Genomic DNA, 22,868 nt, shown 5'->3' on the forward strand with positions numbered 1-22,868 from the left:
TGGAAGCAGATGAAGTATAACTGGCGGGATTTTAAGGTGATGAAGGCAGATCAAATAGAGCGTTGGGTTGGGCAGATTTCAAAGGGTTTTGGTAATGAATACATGTTTACTTTTTAGTTGATACTTATGAAAGAAGCTTTCGGTCACTGCATTATCCCAACAGTTTCCTCGTCTAGACATACTCTGAATACAATCATTTGTCAGTAATAGCGTTCTAAAATCACGACTACAGTACTGTGAGCCTTGATCCGAATGTACCATGACACCCGTTGGATAACCCTGACGAGCCATGGCATAGTTAAACGCATCACACACCAATTGACGGTCTATTCGATGGCTGGTTTGCCAACCCACAATACGACGACTAAATAGATCCAGTATCACACATAAATACAGCCAACCTTGCTTGGTACGGATATAGGTAATATCCGTTGTCCAAACCTTATTAGGCTCAATGACTGTAAATTGGCGATCTAACAGATTTGGTGCTGTAGGCAAACGATGATTTGAATCTGTCGTATGCCTGTATTTACGCGAAATCCTGCTACGTAAATCAAGCTTTTTCAGCATTCTTCCAACGGTTCGTTCGCTCATGCTGTAACCTAAATCATGCATGTCATGTACCAATGAAGGTGCACCCAATCGTGCATGATGCTGCCAATATACGGCTTTTAAGTCATTATATTTCTGCGCTGTATTGGCCTTGCGTTTTCGCCAGGCATAATAGCCTGAAGTGCTGACACGCAGGCATTTACAGGCAGAAGATACCGTAACTCCATTCACAGCCAGATCTTGAATTACCGTGTACTTTTCTTGGCATGATCTGTCAGAAAGTACACATGCGCTTTTTTTAAGATGTCATTGGCTTCCCTGAGCTGTTTGACTTCTTTCTCTAATTCTAAAATCCGCTGTTGTTCTGGTGAAAGTTGGCGTTTGCTTGAACCCGCCGGATTGGTTTCACGAATCCATTTATCCAATGTTGAATAACCAACACCTAATTTCTGGGCGATTGCAGCTACAGATTCGTGTGAGTTTGAAAAAGCATAATCAATTGCTTGCTGTTTAAATTCAGGACTTGAGCAGCACTGCTGCGCAAGATAGCCTGCGTGTATCTCCAAAGTTAACGTTACGTTATCTTTAGAGGGACTGTGTGTCCATTATTTTGTCTAGGATCACTTGCTCCAGATATAAAAATGGAATAAAAGTCCTCTTTACTGCGATAAAAGCAACAGCAGCAGTAATATTAAAAGAGCTATAGAAAAGAATGATAGCCTGACTGAAAATTGAATCGACACAACCTTCTTACCTTAAAATATTTAAACAACTGTTTTCTGAATTGCTGTTTTTTAAGTGAAAATTACAAGTCTTCACCATGTCACTATGCTTTTATACATAACTAATCAGTAAATATGGTTAATATAAATACATGGAATGAGATAAAAAAAGGGGAAAAAACATGACACATGATTTTAATAAACCGCCTCATGTTACGAGTGAAGAAGAAAGATCTCAGAAAAAACGTTTGCCAGTGTATATCCTCCTTCTTGTGGGTGTATTCTTCATTGCCGTACTGGTTTACATGTTTGCCTATACTAAACCGCAATCATCTAATGCTCCTCCAGGACATCCTGACCCTAGTGCCCAACCTGCCACACCAAATAATACCGCCACTACCGGTACTGCAACGGCAACAGATGAAGCAGTCGCTACAGATGCCGATACTGTAACAGAACCGGGTGAAAAAAGTGCAATAGGTGAGGCTGCCGATAATGTGGGGACAGGCATTAGTAACAAAAATCAGTAGGGATTCAAATCATTCATTTAAAGCTCTAATTTGAAAGGATTAGGGCTTTTTTGCAATCTAATGTGCGCTTTTGTTGTATTTATGCTGGTTTGTATTGAAGAAAAAATAATCGAATTCTAATGTGTTCTTAACTTGATCATTTTAGGGTGAACTGAGCCAACATAACCCAGTATTCATCTATAGAAATTCAATAAGTAATAACAAGAGGACATGACAATATGAATGAGTATTTTTCTGGAGGCCCTAGAGGGGGTGAATTTGATGCGATGTATTATTGGAATCAGTTTCATCCTATTCTCGCTGCCATCGCCATTTTAATCATAGGTTGGATTGTTGCCCTTATTATTGCGGCAGGAATTAAAAAAGTTTTACAAAAGCTTGGGACAAATCAAAGACTTTCGGGTGCGACAGGACATCGCGCCAATATTGAAAGCATTGTTTCGCGTATTGTCTTTTGGATCGTGATGATCATTGCCGTTATAGGTGCTTTTAATGTGCTGAATCTCACCAGCGTGAGTGGGCCATTTAGCAATATGATTCAGCAATTCCTGTTATTTATTCCTCAACTTTTGGCGGCTATTGCGGTCGGTTTTATTGGCTGGATTGTGGCAAATCTGGTCAAGATGGGACTGCAAAAACTGCTGGACCGAACTGAACTGGATGAAAAATTAAGTGCTGATGTGGGCGTCAGTCCTATTAGCCAGAACATTAGCGAGATTGTGTATTGGCTGATTTTGTTATTGTTCCTGCCAATTGTACTGTCTATTTTAGGCTTAACCGGCTTGCTTGTTCCAGTACAGAACATGGTGAATGAAGTTGTTTCATTCTTGCCGAATATCTTTATTGCTGCTGTGATTGTATTTGTTGGTTATATTCTGGCAAAAATTGTACGCGGTATTGTTGAAGGTCTGGTGGGCAGTTTGAATCTCCAGCAACATGCCCAGAAAATCGGGATGTTTAAAAATTCTAATCTGTCACAGGTACTGGGCTCATTTGTCTTTGCGATTATTATCATTACCGCCCTAATTATTGCCTTCGAAGCTTTAGGCATTCAGGCAATTTCACAACCGGCCACAGCCATGTTGTATGAAATCATGAATGCCATTCCACATATTATTGCAGCGGCTCTGATTCTTATTCTGGCTTATGTGGTATCGCGCTTTGTGGCTAAACTGGTGGTAGACATTGTCTCTGGAACGGGCGTGGATGAAATTCCTGCCAAAATGGATGCCCAACGCTTTTTAGGCAAGACCAAAGTATCTTCAATTATTGGTTACCTGATTGTGTTCTTTACCATGTTGTTTGCGGTATCTGAAGCAGCAAACCGGCTTGGTTTTGAGCAGATCAGTACACTGATTTCGATGTTTATCCAGTTTGGTGCAAATATCCTGCTCGGTGCAGTGATTCTGATGATTGGCTTCTGGCTTGCCAATCTGGTCGCCCAAGTGATTGGACGAGGTGAATATGTCAGTTCACGCTGGCTGGCAAATCTGGTTCGTATATTGATTATGGGCCTGGTGATTGCAATGGGTTTGCGTGCAATGGGTATTGCCGATTCCATCGTCAATCTGGCATTTGGTTTAACCTTGGGAGCTGTCGCTGTTGCCTTCGCATTGGCTTTTGGTTTAGGTGGGCGCGATCCGGCACAACGTGTCTTGACCGACTTGATTGATAAATGCAAAAAAGAGGCGAAGCAGCCTAATCCGCATCAGGAAAGTTCAGACCGAATCAGTTCAGGGCAGAATTCAAGCTCAGGTTCTGATTCGTCGGTAGATAAATCTTCTGAACTGGAAATGGACGGGGGAGCGGCACCATCTTCCGATCTGTCCAAACCGCTTACAGAGCCCGACTTTCCAGAGGCTGATCAAAAAGAAACGCTCACTCCTGATTTATCCAACCCAACTCCTGCCTCATTAACCACTGCACCACAAGAGGCACAAAAAATTGATCCAGATCAGAGTGTTCCGGATTCTGTTCGTGTTGATCCCAAGCACCCGCCAGTAAATAATCCTTTTGGATCCACAGGGGAAAAAGAGTCTGATGTCGATCTTAAGAGTGACAAAGGTCCAAATAATCCTGGCTCCAGTGATGATAAAAAATAATCGCTAGAAGCAGAAAAATCCGCTACATGTGCACAAACAAAAGAGGGCTTTGTTTGTGCACAACAGATGGGCATGCTTTTTGCTAGTCTATTATTAAGAAGCAGTCAGTAAAATGACCTGATTTTCTACTTTAAGCTTTAAATCCGTTAAAAAATGCGTTGTCATAATTTTGGATAAATGCTTCCCGCTAATTGGTAACAGGAGATCTAAATGACTAAAAAACCACCCAATAAGTTTATTGCATCCATTGTCATTGCTGGCATTACCGTAGGATTCTTTATCAGTGCCTATAAGTTTGTCCTTATCAAAACCAAGCAGGCAGGTGGACAGATGCAGCAGGCGGAGTGAGCAGCTCAATCCATAAAAAAATGAGAAATAGTTAAAAAATAATCGTTTTTAAATTTTATTTATGCTATTTATAAATTAACTATTTCATAAAATTTAAATATTTAGATTCATATTAATGAAATATGTGCCGCTCATACTGGGATGTATGAATTTAATAATAAAAGGAGAAAAGTAATGTTATTAGTTAAAGTCATAAATAAATTGGCGACTCAAATAATACTGGGAAATAAACCTGCTGATGTAACTGAAACAATTGCAAAAATGGATCTTGCCATTGCACGTATACAGCAGAATCAACAGGTTTATTTATTACGCACGGATTATCTGGAATAAGATTATCTTCGTGTTAAACGTATTGTGATGCGGCATGGGCAGACGCCCATGCCCATTGAAAATTAAAACCACCTAAATGCCCCGAGACATCCAGAACTTCACCGACAAAGTACAAGCCTTTCTGTTTCCTACTTTCCATGGTCTTTGATGATACTTCAGTAGTATCGACACCACCCAAAGTCACTTCCGCAGTCCGGTAGCCTTCAGTTCCAGACGGTTTCACTTCAAAATGCTGTAGATGTTTGGCGATCTGTTCCAGTTTATCGTCGCTCAAATTACCGATCGCTGTATCGGCAAGTTCTGCCCATATGAGATTTTGCAGTTCCAGCACCACACTTTTTGGCAAATGCTCATTCAACAGGGTACGTAGCAGCACTTTAGGCTGGCTGGATTTTTTAGCTTTAAAAAATTCTACCAAATCGAGGTAAGGCAGAAAATTGATATTAAAGCTTTGACCGACATTCCAGTAGTTGGAAAGCTGTAAGGAGCTTGGACCACTTAATCCACGATGGGTAAACAGCAAGGCTTCAGTAAAACTGTTTAAATCATTGGATAGGGTGGCATCGACCGCATTACCGCTTAAACGGGTGGTCACTTCTTTAAACTGGTCGGAAAAAGTAAAGGGTACCAAGCCTGCACGGGTCGGGTGTACATGATGGCCGAACTGTTTGGCAATGTCATAACCAATCCCTGAGCCCCCCAGCGTTGGAATCGACAAACCACCTGTTGCCACGACTACAGATTCAGCTTGAAAATAACCTAAAGTAGTTGCAACCTGAAAACCTTGCTCATCTACAGCCGTTACCGCTTTGACTTCACAACTGGTTTTAATGTCGACCAGACCGGTTTTGTCACATTCAGTTAGCAGCATGGCCAAAATTTCTTTGGCACCATTTAAGGTAAATAACTGACCGTGTTTGCGCTCTTCATATTCAATCCCATGTTCACACACCAGACCAATAAAGTCCCAGTTGGTATAGCGGCTTAAGGCCGAGATTACGAAGTGGGGATTATGTGAAATATAGTTTTCAGGTTCGACGTACAGGTTGGTAAAATTACATTTACCGCCACCGGACATCAGAATTTTTTTACCTACCTTGTTGGCTTTTTCCAGTACGACAACTTTACGGCCGCGCTGGGCTGCCATATATGCCAACATCAGACCGGATGCACCTGCACCTAAAACAATGACATCATACTGATTTGTAGACATGAGCAACCCGCGGGAGATAAAAACAGGGCATTATAGACAATTTTGCGCTCAATTTCAGGATAGATCTGCATCTATATGCCGACCTTGCAGACCGCCTGTATGAATGACCAGAATACGGCTGCCTGCCGGAAAATGGTTTTGGGCAATTAAATCCATCAGTCCGTACATCATCTTCACAGTATAAACCTGCTCTAAAGGAATGTGGTGTTCGGCTTCAAAGCACTGCATAAACTGTAATAGCTCAGAACTGGTCTTGGCATAACCACCACAGCAATAGGCATCGGTGATTTTCCAGTTTTTCTTTGTTGTCCATTGCTCGACATCCGACTTTAAAAAATCGCCTTTTAAGGCCGAAAAACCCAGCACAGTTTGATGAGCAGCACTGGCTTCAATTAATCCTGTAATTGTTCCACCTGTTCCAACGGCACAGCAGATCACATCATAATTGTGGCGGTCTCCGGTTGTTAAAATTTCCTTGCAGCCCTGAATGGCAAGAGAATTGGTTCCACCTTCGGGAATGATGTAATGCTCTGGATAGCTCTGTTGTAATTGTGCAAGAAAATCAGAACTGGTTTTTTCACGATATTGTTGGCGGGAGACAAAATGCAGTTGCATACCAGATTGTTGCGCTGTGGCAAGGGTAGGATTGAGCGCTTTATCTTTGAGTTCTTCACCGCGAATAATGCCTACACTGGCAAAGCCAAACAGATGTGCTGCATAAGCGGTGGCAGCAATATGATTGGAGTAGGCACCGCCAAAAGTCAGGACTTTTTTTAAGCGTTGCTGCTCTGCTTCCAGAAAATTGTATTTCAGTTTAAAAAACTTGTTGCCCGAAATTTGAGGATGAATCTGATCCAAACGCTTCACAGTCACTGTAACGGGGGCATTCAGCTGAATGTGCTGATAAGTCACTGACTGAGCAATATGGTCAAACATTTCATTATGGTCCATAAATATGAGACTGTATTGTACGTAAAATAGCAGGATCTATGGCACGCTGATTTTCATCAGGATTATCAAAGTGATATTTTTATATAAGGACTGACCTGACAATAGTTATTGAAGATTTTTGTTCTTGCTCATATTCATAGAAGCCTTATTTGTAAATATATCTTAAATAATTGAATTAAAATGATAAAAATAATGATTGAAAAATACTCATTAGTGTTAATCTAAAAGATATAACAATGATGAAAAAGAGGATATGTGATGAAGACGCTATCCGTGGGTTTATCTGTTTGCGTGCTGCTATTGCTGACAGCATGTGATGCGAAAGATGATTATAATAAGCCAAAAACCGAAGTTCGTAGCATGATTATTGGCGGTGTGCCGGTGCATGATCAAGATTATCGGCTTGCTCCGCTTGGCGCACGTGAAATCCAGCCAATGGCTCAAGAGTAAACTGAGCGGAAACCGATATTTAATCTCGCGCTAAATCAAGCTTGACCTGCCAATTGGCAGGTCTGAATTTATAGGTATCTAAAAAATTATTACTGAAATGATGTGCTGATTTTTTTCTATTTGAGTACTGTCATAAAAATATATGTATGCAGCTAATTTCATTGTAACTGTAACGATCTTTACCATATAAACCTTTATTTTATATTCTTCCATATCTATCGCTACGCAGCAGCCATACTTCTGTTCATTTCATCCATTTTCTAATAAATGAGGGATTTGATGTGCCTCCTTAGGGATTTATTAGGTGATTGATTTAATTCTTGGTGAATGATGCGGTGAAATTCTGAAAAAGAGGTGAAATTCAGGCAGATATTCAGCCTTTTAAATTGTAAAATTGCCGCGGAATTAATTTCAGTAGGTGGACTTGTGGAATCATTTTGGATTTTGGGCTCAATTGCATTTGCTTTAATGTTAGGTGCAATGAGTCCTGGACCGACTTCGATTTATGTCGCTAAAAATTCAATTGCGATTTCACGTCGGCATGGTGTGTTTACCGCTTTAGGTACAGGCACAGGCGCTGCCATTTTTGGCTTGTTGGCCGTACTCGGATTACAGGCCTTTTTATTGGAGGTACCATCTGCCTATCTGGCTTTAAAAATCTGCGGTGGCATATATCTACTCTGGCTGGCTTTTAAAATTATTAAACATGCCAAAGAGCCGATTGCATCTGAGCATAGTTCGCAAGCCCAAATGTCCTTACGCCGTGCATTTACTACAGGCCTGATTACTCAGCTTTCCAATCCGAAAATTGCAATTGTGCTGGCCAGTATTTTTACTGCACTTTTGCCCAAAGAAATTCCGACTTATTATTATTTTGTGTTACCCATTTTGTGCTTTTTTATTGATGCAGGGTGGTGCTCACTGGTTGCAGTGGCCTTGTCAGCGGAAAAGCCACGTCGTGTCTATTTGAAATTTAAAGCCGCTTTTGACCGTGCTGCAGGTGGCATTATGACGCTGTTGGGATTGAAGTTAATCTTTGGCATGAAATAAATCACGGCATGGGAAAATCAATTTTGAATGGTTTACTCATTTGTTATTTTATAAAAAGAGTGATTTATGCAAGAAGTGTATAAATCTATTCCCAGACTGAACGTTAAGATTAAAATAGAATGTAGAAAATAAAAGACCGACGATTCGAGTGATGATGAAATCGTCGGTCAAAAAATCTGTTGCAAGTTTTAGCTTGGGCTGCTGTTCCTCACTAAAACTTGAAACCAAGTTTATTGCTTTAGAAAAGTTCACCGAAAATATTGTGGATGCCGGTACAAATTAACGGTTCATGAACTTCATACCTTATATAACGCAGAGCTTTACAGATTGGTTGACAATAAAATGAAAAAAAACTCATTTTTTTTTATACTGATCATCTAAAAGTTGCTTATGCAGGCTCATTGTGTCATTAACCCGATATTTTTTATGGTTTTTTCTCTTCTGTTTTATTTTTACCTGTATCTGTGGTGTATTGGCTGCTTTACTGCCAACCGGCATGGGCGGAATTCTGACCATCGTGCCTTATTTAACAGCCATGATTTTAGTGCTGTATAAGTTTTTAAAACAACAACGACGAGCACCAACCGCTCAAGAACAAAAAAAAATTACTTTGGGATTTAGCCTGATTTTCTGGGGCTATAACCTGGCCTTTTTATTGCTCGGTATTGTCCTTTTTGCCAAGAATGATCCCGAAGTTTGGCAGAATTTTCTTTTATATCTCAAAAATCCGCAATTTATGAGTATGGTACTGATTATGGTCTTGCTCGTTGCCATTCCACTTTATCTTTTGACCTATTGGTTTTATGGTAAACAGGCGCAGCGCATGGCGCAAAAAATGTTTGGCTAAACGACCCTGATATAGGCTTGAGTTTTATACCGTCTTGATCTATAGATAAGAAAAACATGAGTACGTCTAAAATGCAAAAAGCATGTGTCTTGATTACCGGCGGCAGTGGTTTTATCGGCTCGCAACTGTTGCCTTATTTGCTGGCTCGTGATTATGCCGTGGTGGGGCTGACCCGCCAGAAAAATAAACGCTCAAATCATCCCGATCTGACCTGGATTCAGCATTTAGATGAACTAAAAACCGACCGCATTGATTATGTCATCAACCTGGCTGGTGAAAGTATTGGACAGGGACGCTGGACAGCGAAAAGAAAACAACAATTGATGAAGAGCCGGGTAGAAACCACGCAGCAGCTCTATCGATACCTGGAAAAAAGACAGATTTTTCCAAAGCGGATTATTTCCGGTTCTGCAGTCGGATATTACGGGATCGATCCGACTGAACAATGGTTAGAAACATGTACAGAACAGTCTGCACCACAGTCTATTTTTATGTCGGAATTGTGTCAGTTATGGGAACAGGCAGCCTTCAGTTTTACGCAGCAAAGAACCAAGATTATTCGTCTCGGTATTGTGTTTGGGAAAAATGGCGGAATTCTGCCAAGTATGTTATTCTCCATTAAACTGAATCTGGTGGGGCAGATTGGACATGGGCGGCAACCTGTAGTCTGGGTGCATGTGCAAGATGTGCTGCGTGCCATCGAATTTTTAATGCTCAATGAAACTGAAGCACAAATATTTAATCTCGTGTCACCTGAAAAAGTCTCGCAAGCGCAGTTTGTTAAAACAGCGGCACAAGTTTTAAAACGTAAACCTGTGTTCTTTTTACCGGCTTTCGTGTTGCGATGGATGCTGGGTGAGCAGTCACAACTGGTATTAAATGGTCAATATGTCGCGTCCATAGCCCTGCAAGAGGCCGGTTTTGAGTTTAAATATCCGACCTTGAATAGTGCTTTAGAAGAGATATTAGTGAACCATTAACTCTGACTCTGCTTCAGATTTGAGACGCGTAGGGCTATAAGCTGCTGGGTTTACGAGAGGAGTTTGTTCCAGCATCAGCTGTCTGAGCAATTGTGCAGAGGCGGGCCCCATACATAAGCCGTTACGGAAATGTCCAAAGTTGGCCCACAAATTCTCCATCTCGGGTATTTTGCCGACGTAAGGAATACCTGTTGGGGAGCCGGGTCTTAAACCGGCCCACTGTTTTTCGATAGGGAACGCTGCCAGTTCGGGCACCATCTCGAAACAGGCTTCTAAAATTTTCTGCTTGGTTGCTACTGTTGGGGTGGTGTCAAAACCGCAATCCGCCATGCTGGAACCACAGACCACATGACCGTCCAGACGTGGAATTAAATACATCACATCATTCATGCACATGGTCGGCAACCAGTTTGCCGGGGTTTTAAACAGCACCATCTGTCCCTGAACCGGACGAACTGGAATCTCAAGATCCAGTTGTTCAGACCAGCGCTGCGACCATGCGCCGGTGGTGATCACAAACTGATCTGCATCATACGTTTTGCCATTTTTAGCAGCTACGGACTGGACTTGGCCATTGGCGATATTGAACTGCTCAATCGGGCAGTGTTCAATAAATTCGACTTGTGGATGCTGCTTTAAATAGGCCACCATGGATTGCAGTAAGCGCGGGTTTCTGACATTGGCAATCTGGGGGAAATAAATGGCGTGTTGAAATTTGGCGTCAATAAAAGGATTTAGCTGTTCAATCTGTTCCTGTTGTAAATATTCACATTGCTGCATTGGTTCCTGAAACTGCTCGGCATAATTCAGACCGCTTTCAAAATCAGCTTCATCAAAAATCAGCATACCGCTTTCATGAATTTCAAAATCAATGCCTGAAACAGGCTTTAACTTTTTGTTCCAGTCTAAATACAATGACTTGCCATATTGCGCCAGCTGATTTACGGCTTGCGGATAGCGCCACGGATACATCGGGGAGAGAATCCCGCCACCCGCCCAGGAGGCAGCTTTTCCTGCCTGCTGCTGATCGAAAATCATCACGGAACATCCCTGTTCCACCAGCTCTAGAGCAGACAGCAGACCGCTAATGCCTGCTCCAATAATGGCAATTTTCATCGCTTAGACCACAAATCCTTATTTCATGTCTTTCAGTTTAAGAGCCGCTTCTTCGGCAAAGTAGGTCCAGATGCCATCAGCACCGGCACGGCGGCAACTCATCAGTGATTCAATAATCACGCTGTCGGACAGCCAGCCATTTTGAATGGCACCGGCCAGCATGGCGTATTCACCGCTGACCTGATAAACGAAAGTCGGCACGCCAAAGGTATCTTTCACTTCACGGACGATATCCAGATAAGGCATACCCGGTTTAACAATCACCATGTCTGCACCTTCCTGAATATCCAGGGCAATTTCATGCAGGGCTTCGGCACGGTTACCGATGTCCATCTGGTAATTGTACTTGTTGCCACCTTTCAGGTTTGTCGATGAGCCGACTGCATCACGGAAAGGACCGTAAAAACTGGAGGCATATTTGGCGGAATAAGCCATGATATTGGTATAGATATGACCATTGGCTTCCAGTGCATTACGAATAGCACCAATCCGGCCATCCATCATGTCACTCGGCGCAACCACATCTGCACCGGCTTCAGCATGACTTAAGGCTTGTTTAATCAGACATTCTACCGTTTCATCATTTAGCACATAGCCTGTGTCATCAATGATGCCGTCCTGACCATGCGTAGTATACGGGTCTAAAGCGCCATCCGTGATCAGCACCATTTCTGGCAATTCTTTTTTTAGCAGGCGAACGGTATTTTGGACCAGACCATCTTCACGCCATGCAGCTTCGGCGGACAGACTTTTGTCTTCTTGTGGAGTAACAGGGAAGAGCGCTAATTTAGAAACGCCCAATTCCAGTAGACGTTCGGATTTTTTTAACAGTAGATCGGCAGACAGACGCTGTACATTCGGCATACTTGGAATGTCTTGGGTTTGGTTCTGCCCCGGAAGGACGAATACTGGGTAAATGAGATGATCGGTCGTCAGCTGGGTTTCACGTACCATGGCACGTAATTGGTCATTTTTACGGATGCGGCGCATGCGGGTAGCGGGAAATGCTGGACGATTGAACGTATAGGTCATAACAATCTCAATGATCAGTATTAAACTTTGGCTATTGTAGCCCTAGAATATGTTTTTGGGTGATGTTTAACAGATTTTTATTCAATCAGGAAATTCGAGCGAATGGTAAACGAAACAGAAAAAAGTTGGACCGGTCATATACATTTCGGCTCGAAAGTTGATATTGATGTATTGCTGAACCAGTTATGCAAGGCTTTTAATAAATCTCCTTTCTTTCAGCACAATGGCATGAACATGCGGGTAGTGGATGGGCAGATTGAAGCCCATATCGACATGCAGCCGTATATGATTGGCAATGTGGCATTTCAGATTTTGCATGGCGGTGTTGCGGCGACCATTTTAGACAGTATTGGCGGGATTGTGGCCATGGGGGAGCTGTATAAGAAAGCCACTCCTGATGATTTGCCCGAGACCATTAAGAAGGTATCCCGTTTGGCAACAGTTGATATGCGGGTCGATTATCTTGCACCGGGTCGCGGCAATTCTTTTACTGCACGTGCCGAGACTTTGCGTTTAGGTCGGAAAGGTTGCACCATGCGCATGACCTTAGTCAATGATGAAGACAAAGCGATTGCAACCGCCATCGCTTCTTATGCTTATTAAACTTGTTTGAAGCCAGCTAAGCAGAAGTCAGGTCAATATGTGGCATTGGATGAAAATCCGGTGCTGAATTTGTTTTGGAAACTGGTGAGTTACATTTTTATTCTCAAAATATGATTTTTTACTCTTAAAATGCATCAAAAATTTTTACAAGAATAACGTCCCATCAAAATGAGCTTGCTACGATCTAGATGCCTCTTGTTAAGGTAGCAGATCAGGGCTGCTTGCTGATGGGGGCTGTTGGATTTAGGAAACATGCATGACAGATGTTCAAATTACGCCGCCAGATGCTCAACAGTCTGAACAGGTAACTGACCAGCAACTCAAAGCAAAACGAAAAAAGGCTTTGGGATTTGTGGCACTGATTTTAATCCTTGCTGTGATTTTATATGCCATCTGGACATTATTTTTCAATCATTCTGTCGATACCGATAATGCCTATGTAGGTGCAGAAACGGCCTCAATCACTTCTATGGTCACCGGACAAGTCGAACAGGTATTGGTCAGTGATACTCAAACGGTCAAAAAAGGTGATCTGTTGGTACGTGTTGATCAGCGCGATGCAGAAATTGCGCTGGCTGCAGCCAAAGCAGAACTGATCAAGGCACAGCGTCAATATAAACAGACGCAAGCCAATAGCAGCTCACTGAATTCACAAATTTTTGTCAGTGATGATGCCATTCATAGTGCTGAAGCCAAAGTGGCCGAGGCCAAAGCTGAAATGGATAAGGCACAAGATGACTTAAGCCGTCGTGAAAAACTCAGTGCCTCTGGCGCCATTTCTAAAGAAGAACTCAGTACGGCACAAAGCGCACTGAATACCGCCAAAGCGGTTTATGAATCGGCACAAGCCGGTTTGGCACAAGCTAAATCCAGCCAAAAAGCGGCACAAAGCAACCTAGCGGCCAATGAAGCACTGATTCGCGGCGCCAATGAAAATAGCACGCCTGATGTTTTGGTGGCACAGGCCAAATTAAAGCAGGCTGTGTTAGATCTGGAGCGTACTGAAATCAAGGCTCCTTTTGATGGGGTGGTGACACGCCGTAATATTCAGGTTGGTCAGCGTGTGGCACCGGGTACTGTCTTGATGATGGTGGTGCCGACCTCACAACTGTATGTCGATGCCAATTTTAAAGAAAGTCAGCTGGAAAAAGTCCGTCCCGGTCAAAAAGCGGTCTTAACCTCTGACCTGTATGGAGATTCAGTCGAGTATCACGGCACAGTACAAGGCTTCTCTGGCGGAACCGGTTCCGCCTTTGCATTGATTCCGGCACAAAATGCGACAGGTAACTGGATTAAGGTGGTTCAGCGCTTGCCGGTTCGCATCAAGCTTGATCCCAAAGAACTGGCTGAACATCCGTTACGGGTGGGGCTGTCTATGGAGGCGAAGATCGATTTGTCTTCGAAGTAGTCATTTATGAATAACTACGCTCCTATACCGAACCTGACTGGCGGCCGCCTGCTTCTGGCGGCATTTGTACTGGCCTTTGCCAATTTTATGGTCGTGCTGGACATGACCATTGCCAATGTCTCGGTTCCGCATATTACCGGCAGTCTTGCTGTTTCTGCATCGCAAGGGACTTGGGTGATTACCTCCTATGCCGTTGCCGAAGCTATTTGTGTGCCTTTAACCGGCTGGTTGGCGGGACGCTTTGGCACAGTCCGGATCTTTGTCATCAGCCTGTTCGGCTTTACCCTGTTTTCGGTGCTTTGTGGTTTATCCACCAGTCTGGAAATGCTGGTATTTTGCCGAATTGGACAAGGCCTGTTTGGCGGGCCGATTATGCCGCTTAGTCAAACCCTGCTGATGCGTATTTTCCCACCGGAGAAACAGTCGCAGGCGATGGGCATGTGGGCCATGACCACGGTTGTGGGACCTATTTTAGGACCAATTCTGGGGGGTACCATTAGTGATAACTGGTCCTGGCACTGGATTTTCTTTATCAATATCCCCGTCGGGATTGGTTGTGCACTCGCCGCCATGCGTTTGCTGAAATCTGCTGAAACAGCAACCAATACACTCAAAATTGATATGGGCGGATTATTGCTGCTAATTTTATGGATTGGGGCATTGCAGCTGATGCTGGATTTAGGCCATGAGTATGACTGGTTTAATCATTCCTTTATTGTTATTTTGGCCATGATTGCCTTGATCGGGCTCATCGTTTTTACCATTTGGGAACTCACTGAACGCCACCCGGTGGTGAATATCCAGATCTTTAAATATCGTGGATTTACCATTTCCGTTTTGGCTTTAGCCTTTGGTTTTGGGGCCTTTTTTGGCAGTATTGTCATGATTCCACAATGGTTACAGGTGAATCTGGGCTATACCGCCACTTGGGCAGGTTATCTGACCGCAACCATGGGTTTTGGCAGTTTGCTGATGTCGCCCATTGTGGCCAAACTGGCGACCAAATATGATCAGCGGGCTTTGGCCAGTTTTGGTTTATGTCTGCTGGGCGGGGTGACCTTGATGCGGGCCTTCTGGACCACAGAGGCCGACTTTATGTCCTTGGCATTGCCACAAATCTTGCAAGGTTTTGCTGTACCGTTTTTCTTTATTCCACTCTCCAATATGGCTCTGGCTTCAGTGTTGCCGCAAGAAATGGCTTCTGCCGCAGGTTTGATGAACTTCCTCAGAACCATGGCCGGGGCAATTGGAGCGTCGATTGCCGTCACCATTTGGGATGATCATAGTAAAGTGGCACGTAGCGAGATGGCAGGAAGCCTGCATGTGGATGAGGTGCAAAATATCCTGATCCAAAGAGGAATGAGTCCAGAAAGCAGTTTGGGCTATATTTCGAGTCTGGTCGATAAAGAAGCGTCTACCTTATCTGCCAATCATGTGTTTTTAATTCTGGCGTTGGTGTTTATTTTTGCCGCGTTGATTATCTGGCTATGTCCAAAACCCAAAAACGGTGTCACCGGTGGTGGACATGCACATTAATCAAAAACCGCTTTTCGAAGCGGTTTTTGATTATCTGGGATATGAAGATATTAAATATCTGATTTAGCCCGCTTTAATGCAGTTTGCCATTTGCTTAGATGAAATTGGCGCTGGTCTTGATTCATATTGGGTTCAAAAGCCCGCTCCAGTTGCCATGATGCAGAAATATCCGACATGCTGGAAAATACGCCAGCTTTTAATCCGGCCATGGCTGCTGCACCCCAAGCGGTAGATTCCAGCATTTTAGGACGCAATACCGGCACATTTAAGATATCGGCCTGAAATTGCATCAGCATGTCATTGCTACTTGCACCGCCATCGACACGCAGTTCTTTTAAGGGATGGGTAATATCGGATTGCATGGCCATCAGGACATCGGAGACCTGAAAAGCAATCGACTCCAAAGCTGCACGGGCAATATGGGCTTTATTGGTCCCACGGGACATGCCGCAGAGCAGGGCACGGGCATCACTGTCCCAATGCGGAGCACCGAGTCCGGTAAAAGCCGGCACCCAAACTACGCCGTCGGTATCTTTTACCTGACAAGCCAGCTGTTCGACTTCACGACTGTTTTGAATAATCCCTAAACCATCACGTAACCATTGCACAATGGCACCCGCCATAAATACACTGCCTTCCAGTGCATAAGTGGTTTTTTCATGACATTGCCAAGCTAAGGTGCTCAAGAGCTTGTTGTGGCTAAATTGCACCTGATGCCCCGTATTGAACAGCATGAAGCAACCCGTGCCATAGGTATTTTTTGCACTACCCACTTCAAAGCAGGACTGGCCAAACAGGGCCGATTGCTGATCGCCCAAAATTCCCATAATTGGGATATTTGCGCCCAATAAACCTGTAGCCGTGTCTGCCATATAGCTATCCGAAGCAATAATTTGCGGCAGAACTGAACGCGGGATATTAAACAGCTGTAGCAATTCTTCATCCCAGGCCTGAGTTTGCAGATTCATCAGCATAGTACGGGAGGCATTGCTGGCTTCAATGACATGTTCTGCACCTTGGGTTAAATTCCACATCAGCCAGCTATCGACTGTTCCAAAAGCCACATGTCCCTGTTGTGCCAGATCACGCAGACCTTCGATATTTTCCAGCAACCAGACCAGTTTTCCGGCACTGAAATAAGGGTCAATCAATAAACCGGTTTTCTGCTGGATTTTATTCTGTAAATTTTTTTGCAGGAGCTGATTACACCATTCAGTTGCACGGCGGTCTTGCCAGACAATTGCAGGGGCAAGCGGTTTGCCCGTGCGCTTATCCCAAACCACGGTGGTTTCACGCTGATTGGTCAGTCCAATGGCTTTGATATCTTTTGCCAGAATACGGGCCGAGGCGAGGGCCTGCTGCACAACTGCAATTTGTGTGGTCCAGATTTCCTGTGCATCCTGTTCTACCCAGCCTGAATGTGGGGTAGAGATATGTATTTCACGCTGAGCTGTTGCTTGAACTTTTCCCTGTTCATTAAAGATGATCGCACGGCTAGAGGTGGTTCCCTGATCGAGTGCAAGTAAATAGCTCATAATTTTTTCTTTTATAGGACTTGAAAAATAAAATATTAACGCAATTATTAAATTAATCGCATCTGTTTGTGTAAATGTTTAAAAAACGCACTGCGGGTTTGAACATTTATGTTATGATTGCGGTCTACTTTGGGGGTGTTTCTGGCTTCGACGCTGGTGATGAAACTCATAGATGCATGTCGAGAGCGCATTTTCTCTCGTAAATCAAATTTGCATTTTAATAGTCGCAAACGACGAATCATACGCTCTAGCTGCCTAAGGGCAGCTTGTCCGCCTCTCCGAATACTTGTGGTTAGAGAGTCCGACTGAAGCGCACGCACACAAGTCCGTATAAAGCCAAGCCTCGGGGCTTTGTACTAAACTTAGAGGATCGCGATTTGTACCCTGTTCGTCGGGTCACAAAGAGTTAAAACAATAGACGATATCTAAGCATGTAGTATTCTCGAGCGTAGTGCTGGCGGACGCGGGTTCAACTCCCGCCACCTCCACCAAATACCTAACAAGACATGGCAAAATATGCCAAGTCTTAAAACGAAAAGGCTTGATTCCAAAGGGATTGAGCCTTTTTTCTTGCCTGAACATAACTAAATATAACTAGCTACAGTGTACATGCACGGTGTACACTGCCTTGTACATTGCACATTTTATTGAACTCACGGGTGTACAAGCTCATGAAAAGAACCGATATCAAACGCAGGCCATTATCAGACACCGTTTTAGCTAACCTAGAATCTGAATCAAAAGAGTATCGGGAACTGGATGGCGAAGGCTTATATTTCCGTGTGAAGCCTGATGGCAAAAAGGCATGGTTATTCAGATATAAAAAGGCAGATGGCAAATGGTCATGGCTGGGTATCGGCACTTATCCTGAATTATCGGGAGCAGGGGCAAGAAAGAAAGCGCGAGAGATAATCAAGGACATTTCGCATGGTGATAATCCAATCATTACCAAGCAGGAACGTAAACGGCAAGAACTGGAACAGAACAATGCCACCTTTGAGGTATTGGCGCGTGAATGGTTAGACACCAAAGTAGATACCTGGGTACAAGACACCATGACCCGAAATAAAGGTGCATTAGAAAAACATATATTCCCAATTTTTGGCAAACGCTTGTACACCACAATCAAACCGATTGAATGGATGAATCATTTAAAAGGGATTCAACAAGAACAGGGCATATATGAACAAGTAAACCGAGTCCGTGCCATGTGCCGTGATATATACGATTTTGCAAAGGTGACTGGGCGGATGGATTACAACCCAGTGGAAGGCATCCAAAAATACCTACAACAAGGCAAAAAAGAAAATATGGCTCATGTGACCGAGCAGGAGCTACCCACATTATTAAGAGCTATCAATAATTACCCATCACTGGATGTACGAATGGGCCTACAGCTTTTAACGATGTTGTTTTGCCGACCTACTGAATTAAGGGAAGCTAAATGGGAGGAGTTCGATTTAGAACAAGGATTATGGAATATTCCAGAATATCGCATGAAGAAACGCCGTGAGCATGTCGTACCTTTATCCACTCAAGCGGTGGCGATATTGAAAGAGTTACAGACCTACCAAACCAATTCAGAGTATTTATTCCCAAGTAGATCGGACAAGAACAAGCCAAAATCAGACACGGTTTTTATTATGGCCTTGCGCCGTATGGGATATGAAGGCAGACAGACACCACACGGATTTAGGCACATTGCCAGTACATTGTTAAATAATCGTGGTTTTGATGAGCGTCATATTGAAGCTGCTTTGGCCCATGTAAAGGATGGCGTGGCAGGAGTGTATAACAAGGCCCAGTACCTACAAGACAGGGCAAATATGATGCAATGGTATGCTAATCATTTAGAGGAAATTGCAGATCAAAGCATTATCCAATTTAAAAAGGCCAAGTGACAAACCTTGTCGCTCCATTTACCCAAATATACACAATTATAATTAAATATCGTTTATATTCAGTTTGCTAAGTCTAGGTTGATCCCCGAAAGTCAGATCCCCAATCTGATTGGCTTAGCTATTTTATTGGGATGCTGTGGGAGGCATAATGTATAACACCAGTTTCAGTAATTGTTCACAATACTTAGATCATGCCGAATGGTTAAGGCTTTCAGATATTTTAAATGAATGGTGCAAGCTAGATCAGTCATGCAAGAAAATAAAAGAATTGGCTATCTTAGGTGCGTGTGAAAATCAACAAATAGAATATACGCGTAATGATGGAAAATCTTTCGATGACCCTGTTATGGAGTTATATGGTAGAGGTTTGCTATTAATTAATAAACGCTCCTTTAATCGCTGGAAAGCCAAATTTGAAAATAAAGAGCAAAGTTTTAATAAAAAAAATCAAAATAGTATTTCTCTTTTGGATTTCTTAAAGAATGAAGATGCCGAATACATAAGTATCAGTGAGGCTATAGATTCTATTCATCATCACTTAGGCACGGATCAGGACATATCTAAGGCTGTTCAGCTATTAAATCTAGCTATCGGTAGGGCAGAGGAACCACCAAGTGTTTATAAAAAAGATGATTTTAAAAGCTGGATGCCAGTCATTTTGAAGAATCAATACAATGGTGACTTTATGGAAGCACCTAACCCCAGTGACCAAGCAAAACTAGAAGTAATTCATTATTTAGTAAACAAAGTAATGGGTGAGAAAAGACAAAAGGAGCTAGATAATGACCTACCGTTCTAACCCTTTCGATAAACAGGATTACAGTAAATTTGCTTTTAAGAAGTCTGAACTATTGGCAGTACTTCAAGCTATTGATGGAAACTTTAGCTTCGATACCGTTGCATCAAATGAACCTATACAAGAAGCAATCGAAATAGAAAAACCGGATAATCAAATACCATTACATATTAAAATTTTGGCAATGAATGATTATTTCACTATTGTTGAGTCGGCTTGCTTTATTTCGTTAGATGAGCCAGAAAAAATACAAGCATACGTGGATAGTGGTGACCTTACCTATGATGCCTGGCGTTATGGAGAGCATATTCAGGCAGTAAAAATAATTGAGAATGCCATTAGAGCAAATAAATTAGATATAGAATCTGATGGCATGATACCAAGAGCATCATTACAGAAATTTCTATTTGAACGTACTTGTGTGATTCCTAGTTTTAACGACAACCTATCACAACAAAATCAATCAACTTTTGGCACTCCAACATTTCAACAAACAGAGCCAAATATTGAGAATCAGAGTGCTGAGATTGCACGACTAAGGGGCGAACTGGCAGCAGCACAAGAACGTATTAAGCAGATGGAATTAATCCAAACTAGCATAGCGGATGAATCCAAACTAGGCAGCACAAGAGCCGAGAATAATGTAGCAAAACTCATTTTGGCATTATCAGAATTAGCAAGTATTGATATATCAAAACCTTATGCGCCATATGAGTCCTTAAAAACTCAAAGTGAATTATTAGGTGTGGATAAGTTCCCAAGCAATGAAAATGTCGCCACATGGTTAAAAAGAGCGAATGCTCAAAAATCCTAACTAGGATACAGGCTAATCCTAACTAGGATTAATCAAATAAATCATACCCATACTAAACCCACTATATTTTTGTATAAGTGGGCTTTTTTATGACTATCAAACCAATCCGTGTTCAATTCAAAACCGCTTGTGAACTACTGGACATAAGCCGTGAATCATTGCGCCATATCGTGCGTACTGATGCAGCATTTCCGCGACCAATCAAAACAGGGGACAGCAAACAAGCCCCAGTCTATTTTGACTATGCCGAGCTTGTAGAGTGGCATAACAGCCAAAAGCAAAGCCTTGCAGCAATGGAGGCTTAATAGAATGGAAAGCACTTATAACACCCAATTAAAGCAAGTTTTAGACCACCTCAAACAAGGCAGAAGCATTACCCAGGTTGATGCAATCCGCCTTTTTAAGTGTTACCGCCTGAGTGCAATCATCAAGCGTTTACGCAATTCAGGTTATGACATTGTGACCTATAACGAGCGTAATAGTTCGGGTACTGGTACTCATGCACGTTATGAACTCAAAGGGGTTTAACCATGAAACCATCTATTTTCAATTTTAATGAACACGGCGTAAGAGTTGCCCTTGATGCAAGCGGACAGCCTTTATTTTGTCTTGCTGATGTTTGTAATGCTATGGGAATGCAAAGAGCTAATCCTAGTAGATTCAATTTAAATCCAAAGGGTACACATAGTTTGTGTACCCCCACCACAAGCGGAAATCAGTTTATTACCTTTATCAGTGAGGAAAATCTTTACCGCATTGTATTCAGATCGACCAAACCCGAAGCAATCAATTTCCAAAACTGGGTATTTGCAGAGGTACTGCCGACTATTCGCAAGACTGGGAGCTATTCAGCAAGACAGACCGCCTATGAAGAATTAAACCGCTTATGTATGCAGGCCAAGACCCAAAAGGCGAAAGGCTCATTTCATGGCACTGGATTGGTGAACCATCGTTATTCAATGCGTGATTTAAATCTAAGAATCACTACATGCAAAAATAATTTACAGCTAACTTTTGAGGGTATACACAATGACTGAGCATGTAGCCCCTGAATTTTTCAAAGCCTTTGACCACTACAAAGCAATGCTGGCCCAGTACGGAGAACACCACCCCATCACTGAGCAGGCACTCATTTTGACAATGCACTACACGCCTGAGCATATCAAAGAGGAAATGCACCAAAAGGCTAAGGAATTAAACCTATTGCCACCAGTAAGCGGTTATACGGATGACGGCGAACCTATGTACCGCCCAGAGGACATTGCAAAGCATTTCGGCATTAGTTTTGAAGAAGCAGAACAGCAGTTATTACAAATGATGAATAACCGCCAGCAAGTCGGATTATCAAATGACGGTGTTTTGATTGATTCAAATATCAATATCAACCGTGTGCAATGAGGTGGAAGCATGAGCGAAATAATAGATTTTAAATCCAAAACTCAAGCCGACAGCCAGCCCATGACCGATGACGAAATGCGGTTAGCCAATATCTATGACGTTGCAGTCGGTTTAATTATTGATATTGAGGAAGGCAAAGTTTTCTCAATGGCAGAGATAAAAGAGCAAATGATTGAAGTAATTGAAATCATACAAGAGGAGCTTTGAGCATGAAAAATCAATTAAAGAATATTGCTAACATGCCTAAGTATGGTTATGCTGTAGACCTCTCAAAATCTAATAGCGTCACCCCACAGCGTCATTGTGGTTTTATTGTGCCTAAGTTTTGCCTAGCCTCTCAAGCTGTGCAAGAATCAAGCGCAAGTGTTTCAGCTACACAAACAAGGCTGTATACCCTCTATGAGGGGATGACACGACAAAATAAGTCAGCAATGGCGAATATGTCGGGCGGTACTATTAGACCGAGAGTGAATCCCCTCACCATAATTTCTCAAGTTATGGTGAATCCTCAAAACTCAAAACTAATAGGAGGCATAGCTCATGCCTAAATCTATCCATCAAATTACACGCCAGCGCATCCAATCCGCAGACTTTGCACAAAAACAGGGATTAGTTCAGCGCATTTCCTCAATGCTTAAAAAAGTATGGGGA

At 42.8% G+C, this 22,868-nt stretch carries 26 protein-coding genes, 1 other RNA gene and 2 pseudogenes; 23 read left to right on the forward strand and 6 right to left on the reverse strand.

What is annotated here, in order from left to right:
- A pseudogene (locus FTT83_RS16110) lies at nt 1–117 on the forward strand (transposase); the annotation flags it as partial.
- On the opposite strand, the pseudogene FTT83_RS11760 reads toward FTT83_RS16110, so the two are convergent.
- A pseudogene (locus FTT83_RS11760) lies at nt 88–1,112 on the reverse strand (IS3 family transposase); the annotation flags it as partial. The pseudogenes FTT83_RS16110 and FTT83_RS11760 overlap by 30 nt on opposite strands.
- 344 nt (nt 1,113–1,456) lie before the next feature.
- Between FTT83_RS11760 and FTT83_RS11765 the strand changes: the two are divergent.
- From FTT83_RS11765 to FTT83_RS11780, 4 genes are all read left to right on the forward strand, one after another.
- Nucleotides 1,457–1,804, forward strand: coding sequence for a hypothetical protein (locus tag FTT83_RS11765; RefSeq protein WP_257234903.1), 348 nt, complete (start codon nt 1,457–1,459; stop codon nt 1,802–1,804).
- Nucleotides 1,805–2,022: 218 nt separating this feature from the next.
- Nucleotides 2,023–3,906 carry a mechanosensitive ion channel gene (locus FTT83_RS11770; RefSeq protein WP_180176651.1) on the forward strand — a complete coding sequence of 628 codons (1,884 nt, stop codon included), beginning with the start codon at nt 2,023–2,025 and terminating at the stop codon, nt 3,904–3,906.
- Nucleotides 3,907–4,116: 210 nt separating this feature from the next.
- Nucleotides 4,117–4,254: a hypothetical protein gene (locus tag FTT83_RS11775; protein WP_180176650.1), complete on the forward strand. Its 138-nt coding sequence runs from the start codon at nt 4,117–4,119 to the stop codon at nt 4,252–4,254.
- Nucleotides 4,255–4,428: 174 nt separating this feature from the next.
- Nucleotides 4,429–4,587 (forward strand): hypothetical protein, encoded by a 159-nt coding sequence (locus tag FTT83_RS11780; protein WP_180175013.1) that lies wholly within the window; start codon nt 4,429–4,431, stop codon nt 4,585–4,587.
- A 13-nt stretch (nt 4,588–4,600) separates the two neighbouring features.
- Here the strand turns inward: FTT83_RS11780 and FTT83_RS11785 are convergent, their stop codons facing one another.
- Together FTT83_RS11785 and FTT83_RS11790 are read right to left on the reverse strand one after the other, a co-directional pair.
- On the reverse strand, nt 4,601–5,800 hold the full coding sequence (locus FTT83_RS11785; protein ID WP_180176649.1) for an NAD(P)/FAD-dependent oxidoreductase: 1,200 nt from the start codon (nt 5,798–5,800) through the stop codon (nt 4,601–4,603).
- 54 nt (nt 5,801–5,854) lie between these two features.
- Nucleotides 5,855–6,736 (reverse strand): 1-aminocyclopropane-1-carboxylate deaminase/D-cysteine desulfhydrase, encoded by an 882-nt coding sequence (locus FTT83_RS11790; RefSeq protein WP_180081270.1) that lies wholly within the window; start codon nt 6,734–6,736, stop codon nt 5,855–5,857.
- Between the two features lie 273 nt (nt 6,737–7,009).
- Between FTT83_RS11790 and FTT83_RS11795 the strand changes: the two genes are divergently transcribed.
- The 5 genes from FTT83_RS11795 to FTT83_RS11810 all read left to right on the forward strand — a co-directional run bounded on the left by FTT83_RS11795 (nt 7,010) and on the right by FTT83_RS11810 (nt 10,078).
- Entirely contained in the window at nt 7,010–7,201 is a 192-nt protein-coding gene (locus FTT83_RS11795) for an NF038215 family lipoprotein (RefSeq protein ID WP_086196019.1), read from the forward strand.
- 426 nt (nt 7,202–7,627) lie between these two features.
- Nucleotides 7,628–8,251, forward strand: coding sequence for a LysE family translocator (locus tag FTT83_RS11800; RefSeq protein ID WP_180176648.1), 624 nt, complete (start codon nt 7,628–7,630; stop codon nt 8,249–8,251).
- 151 nt (nt 8,252–8,402) lie between these two features.
- Nucleotides 8,403–8,534, forward strand: coding sequence for a hypothetical protein (locus tag FTT83_RS16115; protein WP_257221656.1), 132 nt, complete (start codon nt 8,403–8,405; stop codon nt 8,532–8,534).
- Between the two features lie 117 nt (nt 8,535–8,651).
- Nucleotides 8,652–9,098, forward strand: a complete 447-nt coding sequence (locus FTT83_RS11805; RefSeq protein WP_180042480.1) for an ABZJ_00895 family protein — start codon at nt 8,652–8,654, stop codon at nt 9,096–9,098.
- A 71-nt stretch (nt 9,099–9,169) separates the two neighbouring features.
- Nucleotides 9,170–10,078 (forward strand): TIGR01777 family oxidoreductase, encoded by a 909-nt coding sequence (locus FTT83_RS11810; RefSeq protein ID WP_180176652.1) that lies wholly within the window; start codon nt 9,170–9,172, stop codon nt 10,076–10,078.
- Here FTT83_RS11810 and thiO read toward each other — a convergent pair.
- Entirely contained in the window at nt 10,064–11,194 is a 1,131-nt protein-coding gene (thiO, locus tag FTT83_RS11815) for a glycine oxidase ThiO (protein WP_180081264.1), read from the reverse strand. The two genes, FTT83_RS11810 and thiO, sit on opposite strands and share 15 nt — an antisense overlap.
- 18 nt (nt 11,195–11,212) lie before the next feature.
- Entirely contained in the window at nt 11,213–12,226 is a 1,014-nt protein-coding gene (hemB, locus tag FTT83_RS11820) for a porphobilinogen synthase (protein ID WP_166167738.1), read from the reverse strand.
- A 102-nt stretch (nt 12,227–12,328) separates the two neighbouring features.
- Between hemB and FTT83_RS11825 the strand changes: the two genes are divergently transcribed.
- From FTT83_RS11825 to FTT83_RS11835, 3 genes are all read left to right on the forward strand, one after another.
- Nucleotides 12,329–12,829: a thioesterase family protein gene (locus FTT83_RS11825; RefSeq protein ID WP_180042464.1), complete on the forward strand. Its 501-nt coding sequence runs from the start codon at nt 12,329–12,331 to the stop codon at nt 12,827–12,829.
- 256 nt (nt 12,830–13,085) lie between these two features.
- Nucleotides 13,086–14,237 (forward strand): HlyD family efflux transporter periplasmic adaptor subunit, encoded by a 1,152-nt coding sequence (locus tag FTT83_RS11830; RefSeq protein WP_180176647.1) that lies wholly within the window; start codon nt 13,086–13,088, stop codon nt 14,235–14,237.
- Nucleotides 14,238–14,243: 6 nt separating this feature from the next.
- Nucleotides 14,244–15,773, forward strand: a complete 1,530-nt coding sequence (locus FTT83_RS11835; protein ID WP_180176646.1) for a DHA2 family efflux MFS transporter permease subunit — start codon at nt 14,244–14,246, stop codon at nt 15,771–15,773.
- A 50-nt stretch (nt 15,774–15,823) separates the two neighbouring features.
- Here the strand turns inward: FTT83_RS11835 and glpK are convergent, their stop codons facing one another.
- A complete protein-coding gene (glpK, locus tag FTT83_RS11840) occupies nt 15,824–17,308 on the reverse strand; it encodes a glycerol kinase GlpK (RefSeq protein ID WP_180042461.1) in 1,485 nt (494 codons plus the stop codon).
- Nucleotides 17,309–17,439: 131 nt separating this feature from the next.
- Here glpK and ssrA point away from each other — a divergent pair.
- The 10 genes from ssrA to FTT83_RS11890 all read left to right on the forward strand — a co-directional run bounded on the left by ssrA (nt 17,440) and on the right by FTT83_RS11890 (nt 22,765).
- Nucleotides 17,440–17,799: a transfer-messenger RNA gene (gene ssrA, locus FTT83_RS11845) on the forward strand.
- Nucleotides 17,800–17,979: 180 nt separating this feature from the next.
- Nucleotides 17,980–19,209, forward strand: a complete 1,230-nt coding sequence (locus FTT83_RS11850) for a tyrosine-type recombinase/integrase (RefSeq protein WP_180176645.1) — start codon at nt 17,980–17,982, stop codon at nt 19,207–19,209.
- Nucleotides 19,210–19,357: 148 nt separating this feature from the next.
- A complete protein-coding gene (locus FTT83_RS11855; protein ID WP_166167729.1) occupies nt 19,358–20,008 on the forward strand; it encodes a hypothetical protein in 651 nt (216 codons plus the stop codon).
- Nucleotides 19,992–20,819, forward strand: coding sequence for a hypothetical protein (locus FTT83_RS11860; RefSeq protein ID WP_180176644.1), 828 nt, complete (start codon nt 19,992–19,994; stop codon nt 20,817–20,819). The genes FTT83_RS11855 and FTT83_RS11860 overlap by 17 nt, the downstream gene beginning before the upstream one ends.
- Before the next feature lie 89 nt (nt 20,820–20,908).
- Nucleotides 20,909–21,124 carry a transcriptional regulator gene (locus FTT83_RS11865; protein ID WP_180075246.1) on the forward strand — a complete coding sequence of 72 codons (216 nt, stop codon included), beginning with the start codon at nt 20,909–20,911 and terminating at the stop codon, nt 21,122–21,124.
- A 4-nt stretch (nt 21,125–21,128) separates the two neighbouring features.
- A complete protein-coding gene (locus tag FTT83_RS11870) occupies nt 21,129–21,347 on the forward strand; it encodes a helix-turn-helix domain-containing protein (protein WP_180081243.1) in 219 nt (72 codons plus the stop codon).
- A gap of 2 nt (nt 21,348–21,349) precedes the next feature.
- On the forward strand, nt 21,350–21,856 hold the full coding sequence (locus FTT83_RS11875) for a BRO family protein (RefSeq protein WP_180176643.1): 507 nt from the start codon (nt 21,350–21,352) through the stop codon (nt 21,854–21,856).
- Complete coding sequence (locus tag FTT83_RS11880) at nt 21,849–22,217, forward strand: hypothetical protein (RefSeq protein ID WP_180176642.1); 369 nt, start codon at nt 21,849–21,851, stop codon at nt 22,215–22,217. The genes FTT83_RS11875 and FTT83_RS11880 overlap by 8 nt, the downstream gene beginning before the upstream one ends.
- A gap of 9 nt (nt 22,218–22,226) precedes the next feature.
- The gene (locus FTT83_RS11885; protein WP_180176641.1) at nt 22,227–22,424 is read left to right on the forward strand and encodes a hypothetical protein; all 198 of its coding nucleotides are present in this window, start codon (nt 22,227–22,229) and stop codon (nt 22,422–22,424) included.
- Between the two features lie 2 nt (nt 22,425–22,426).
- Complete coding sequence (locus FTT83_RS11890; protein ID WP_180176640.1) at nt 22,427–22,765, forward strand: hypothetical protein; 339 nt, start codon at nt 22,427–22,429, stop codon at nt 22,763–22,765.
- Nucleotides 22,766–22,868 lie beyond the last annotated feature (103 nt).

This window comes from Acinetobacter sp. YH01018, assembly GCF_013420295.1.
Classification (GTDB): Bacteria; Pseudomonadota; Gammaproteobacteria; order Pseudomonadales; family Moraxellaceae; genus Acinetobacter.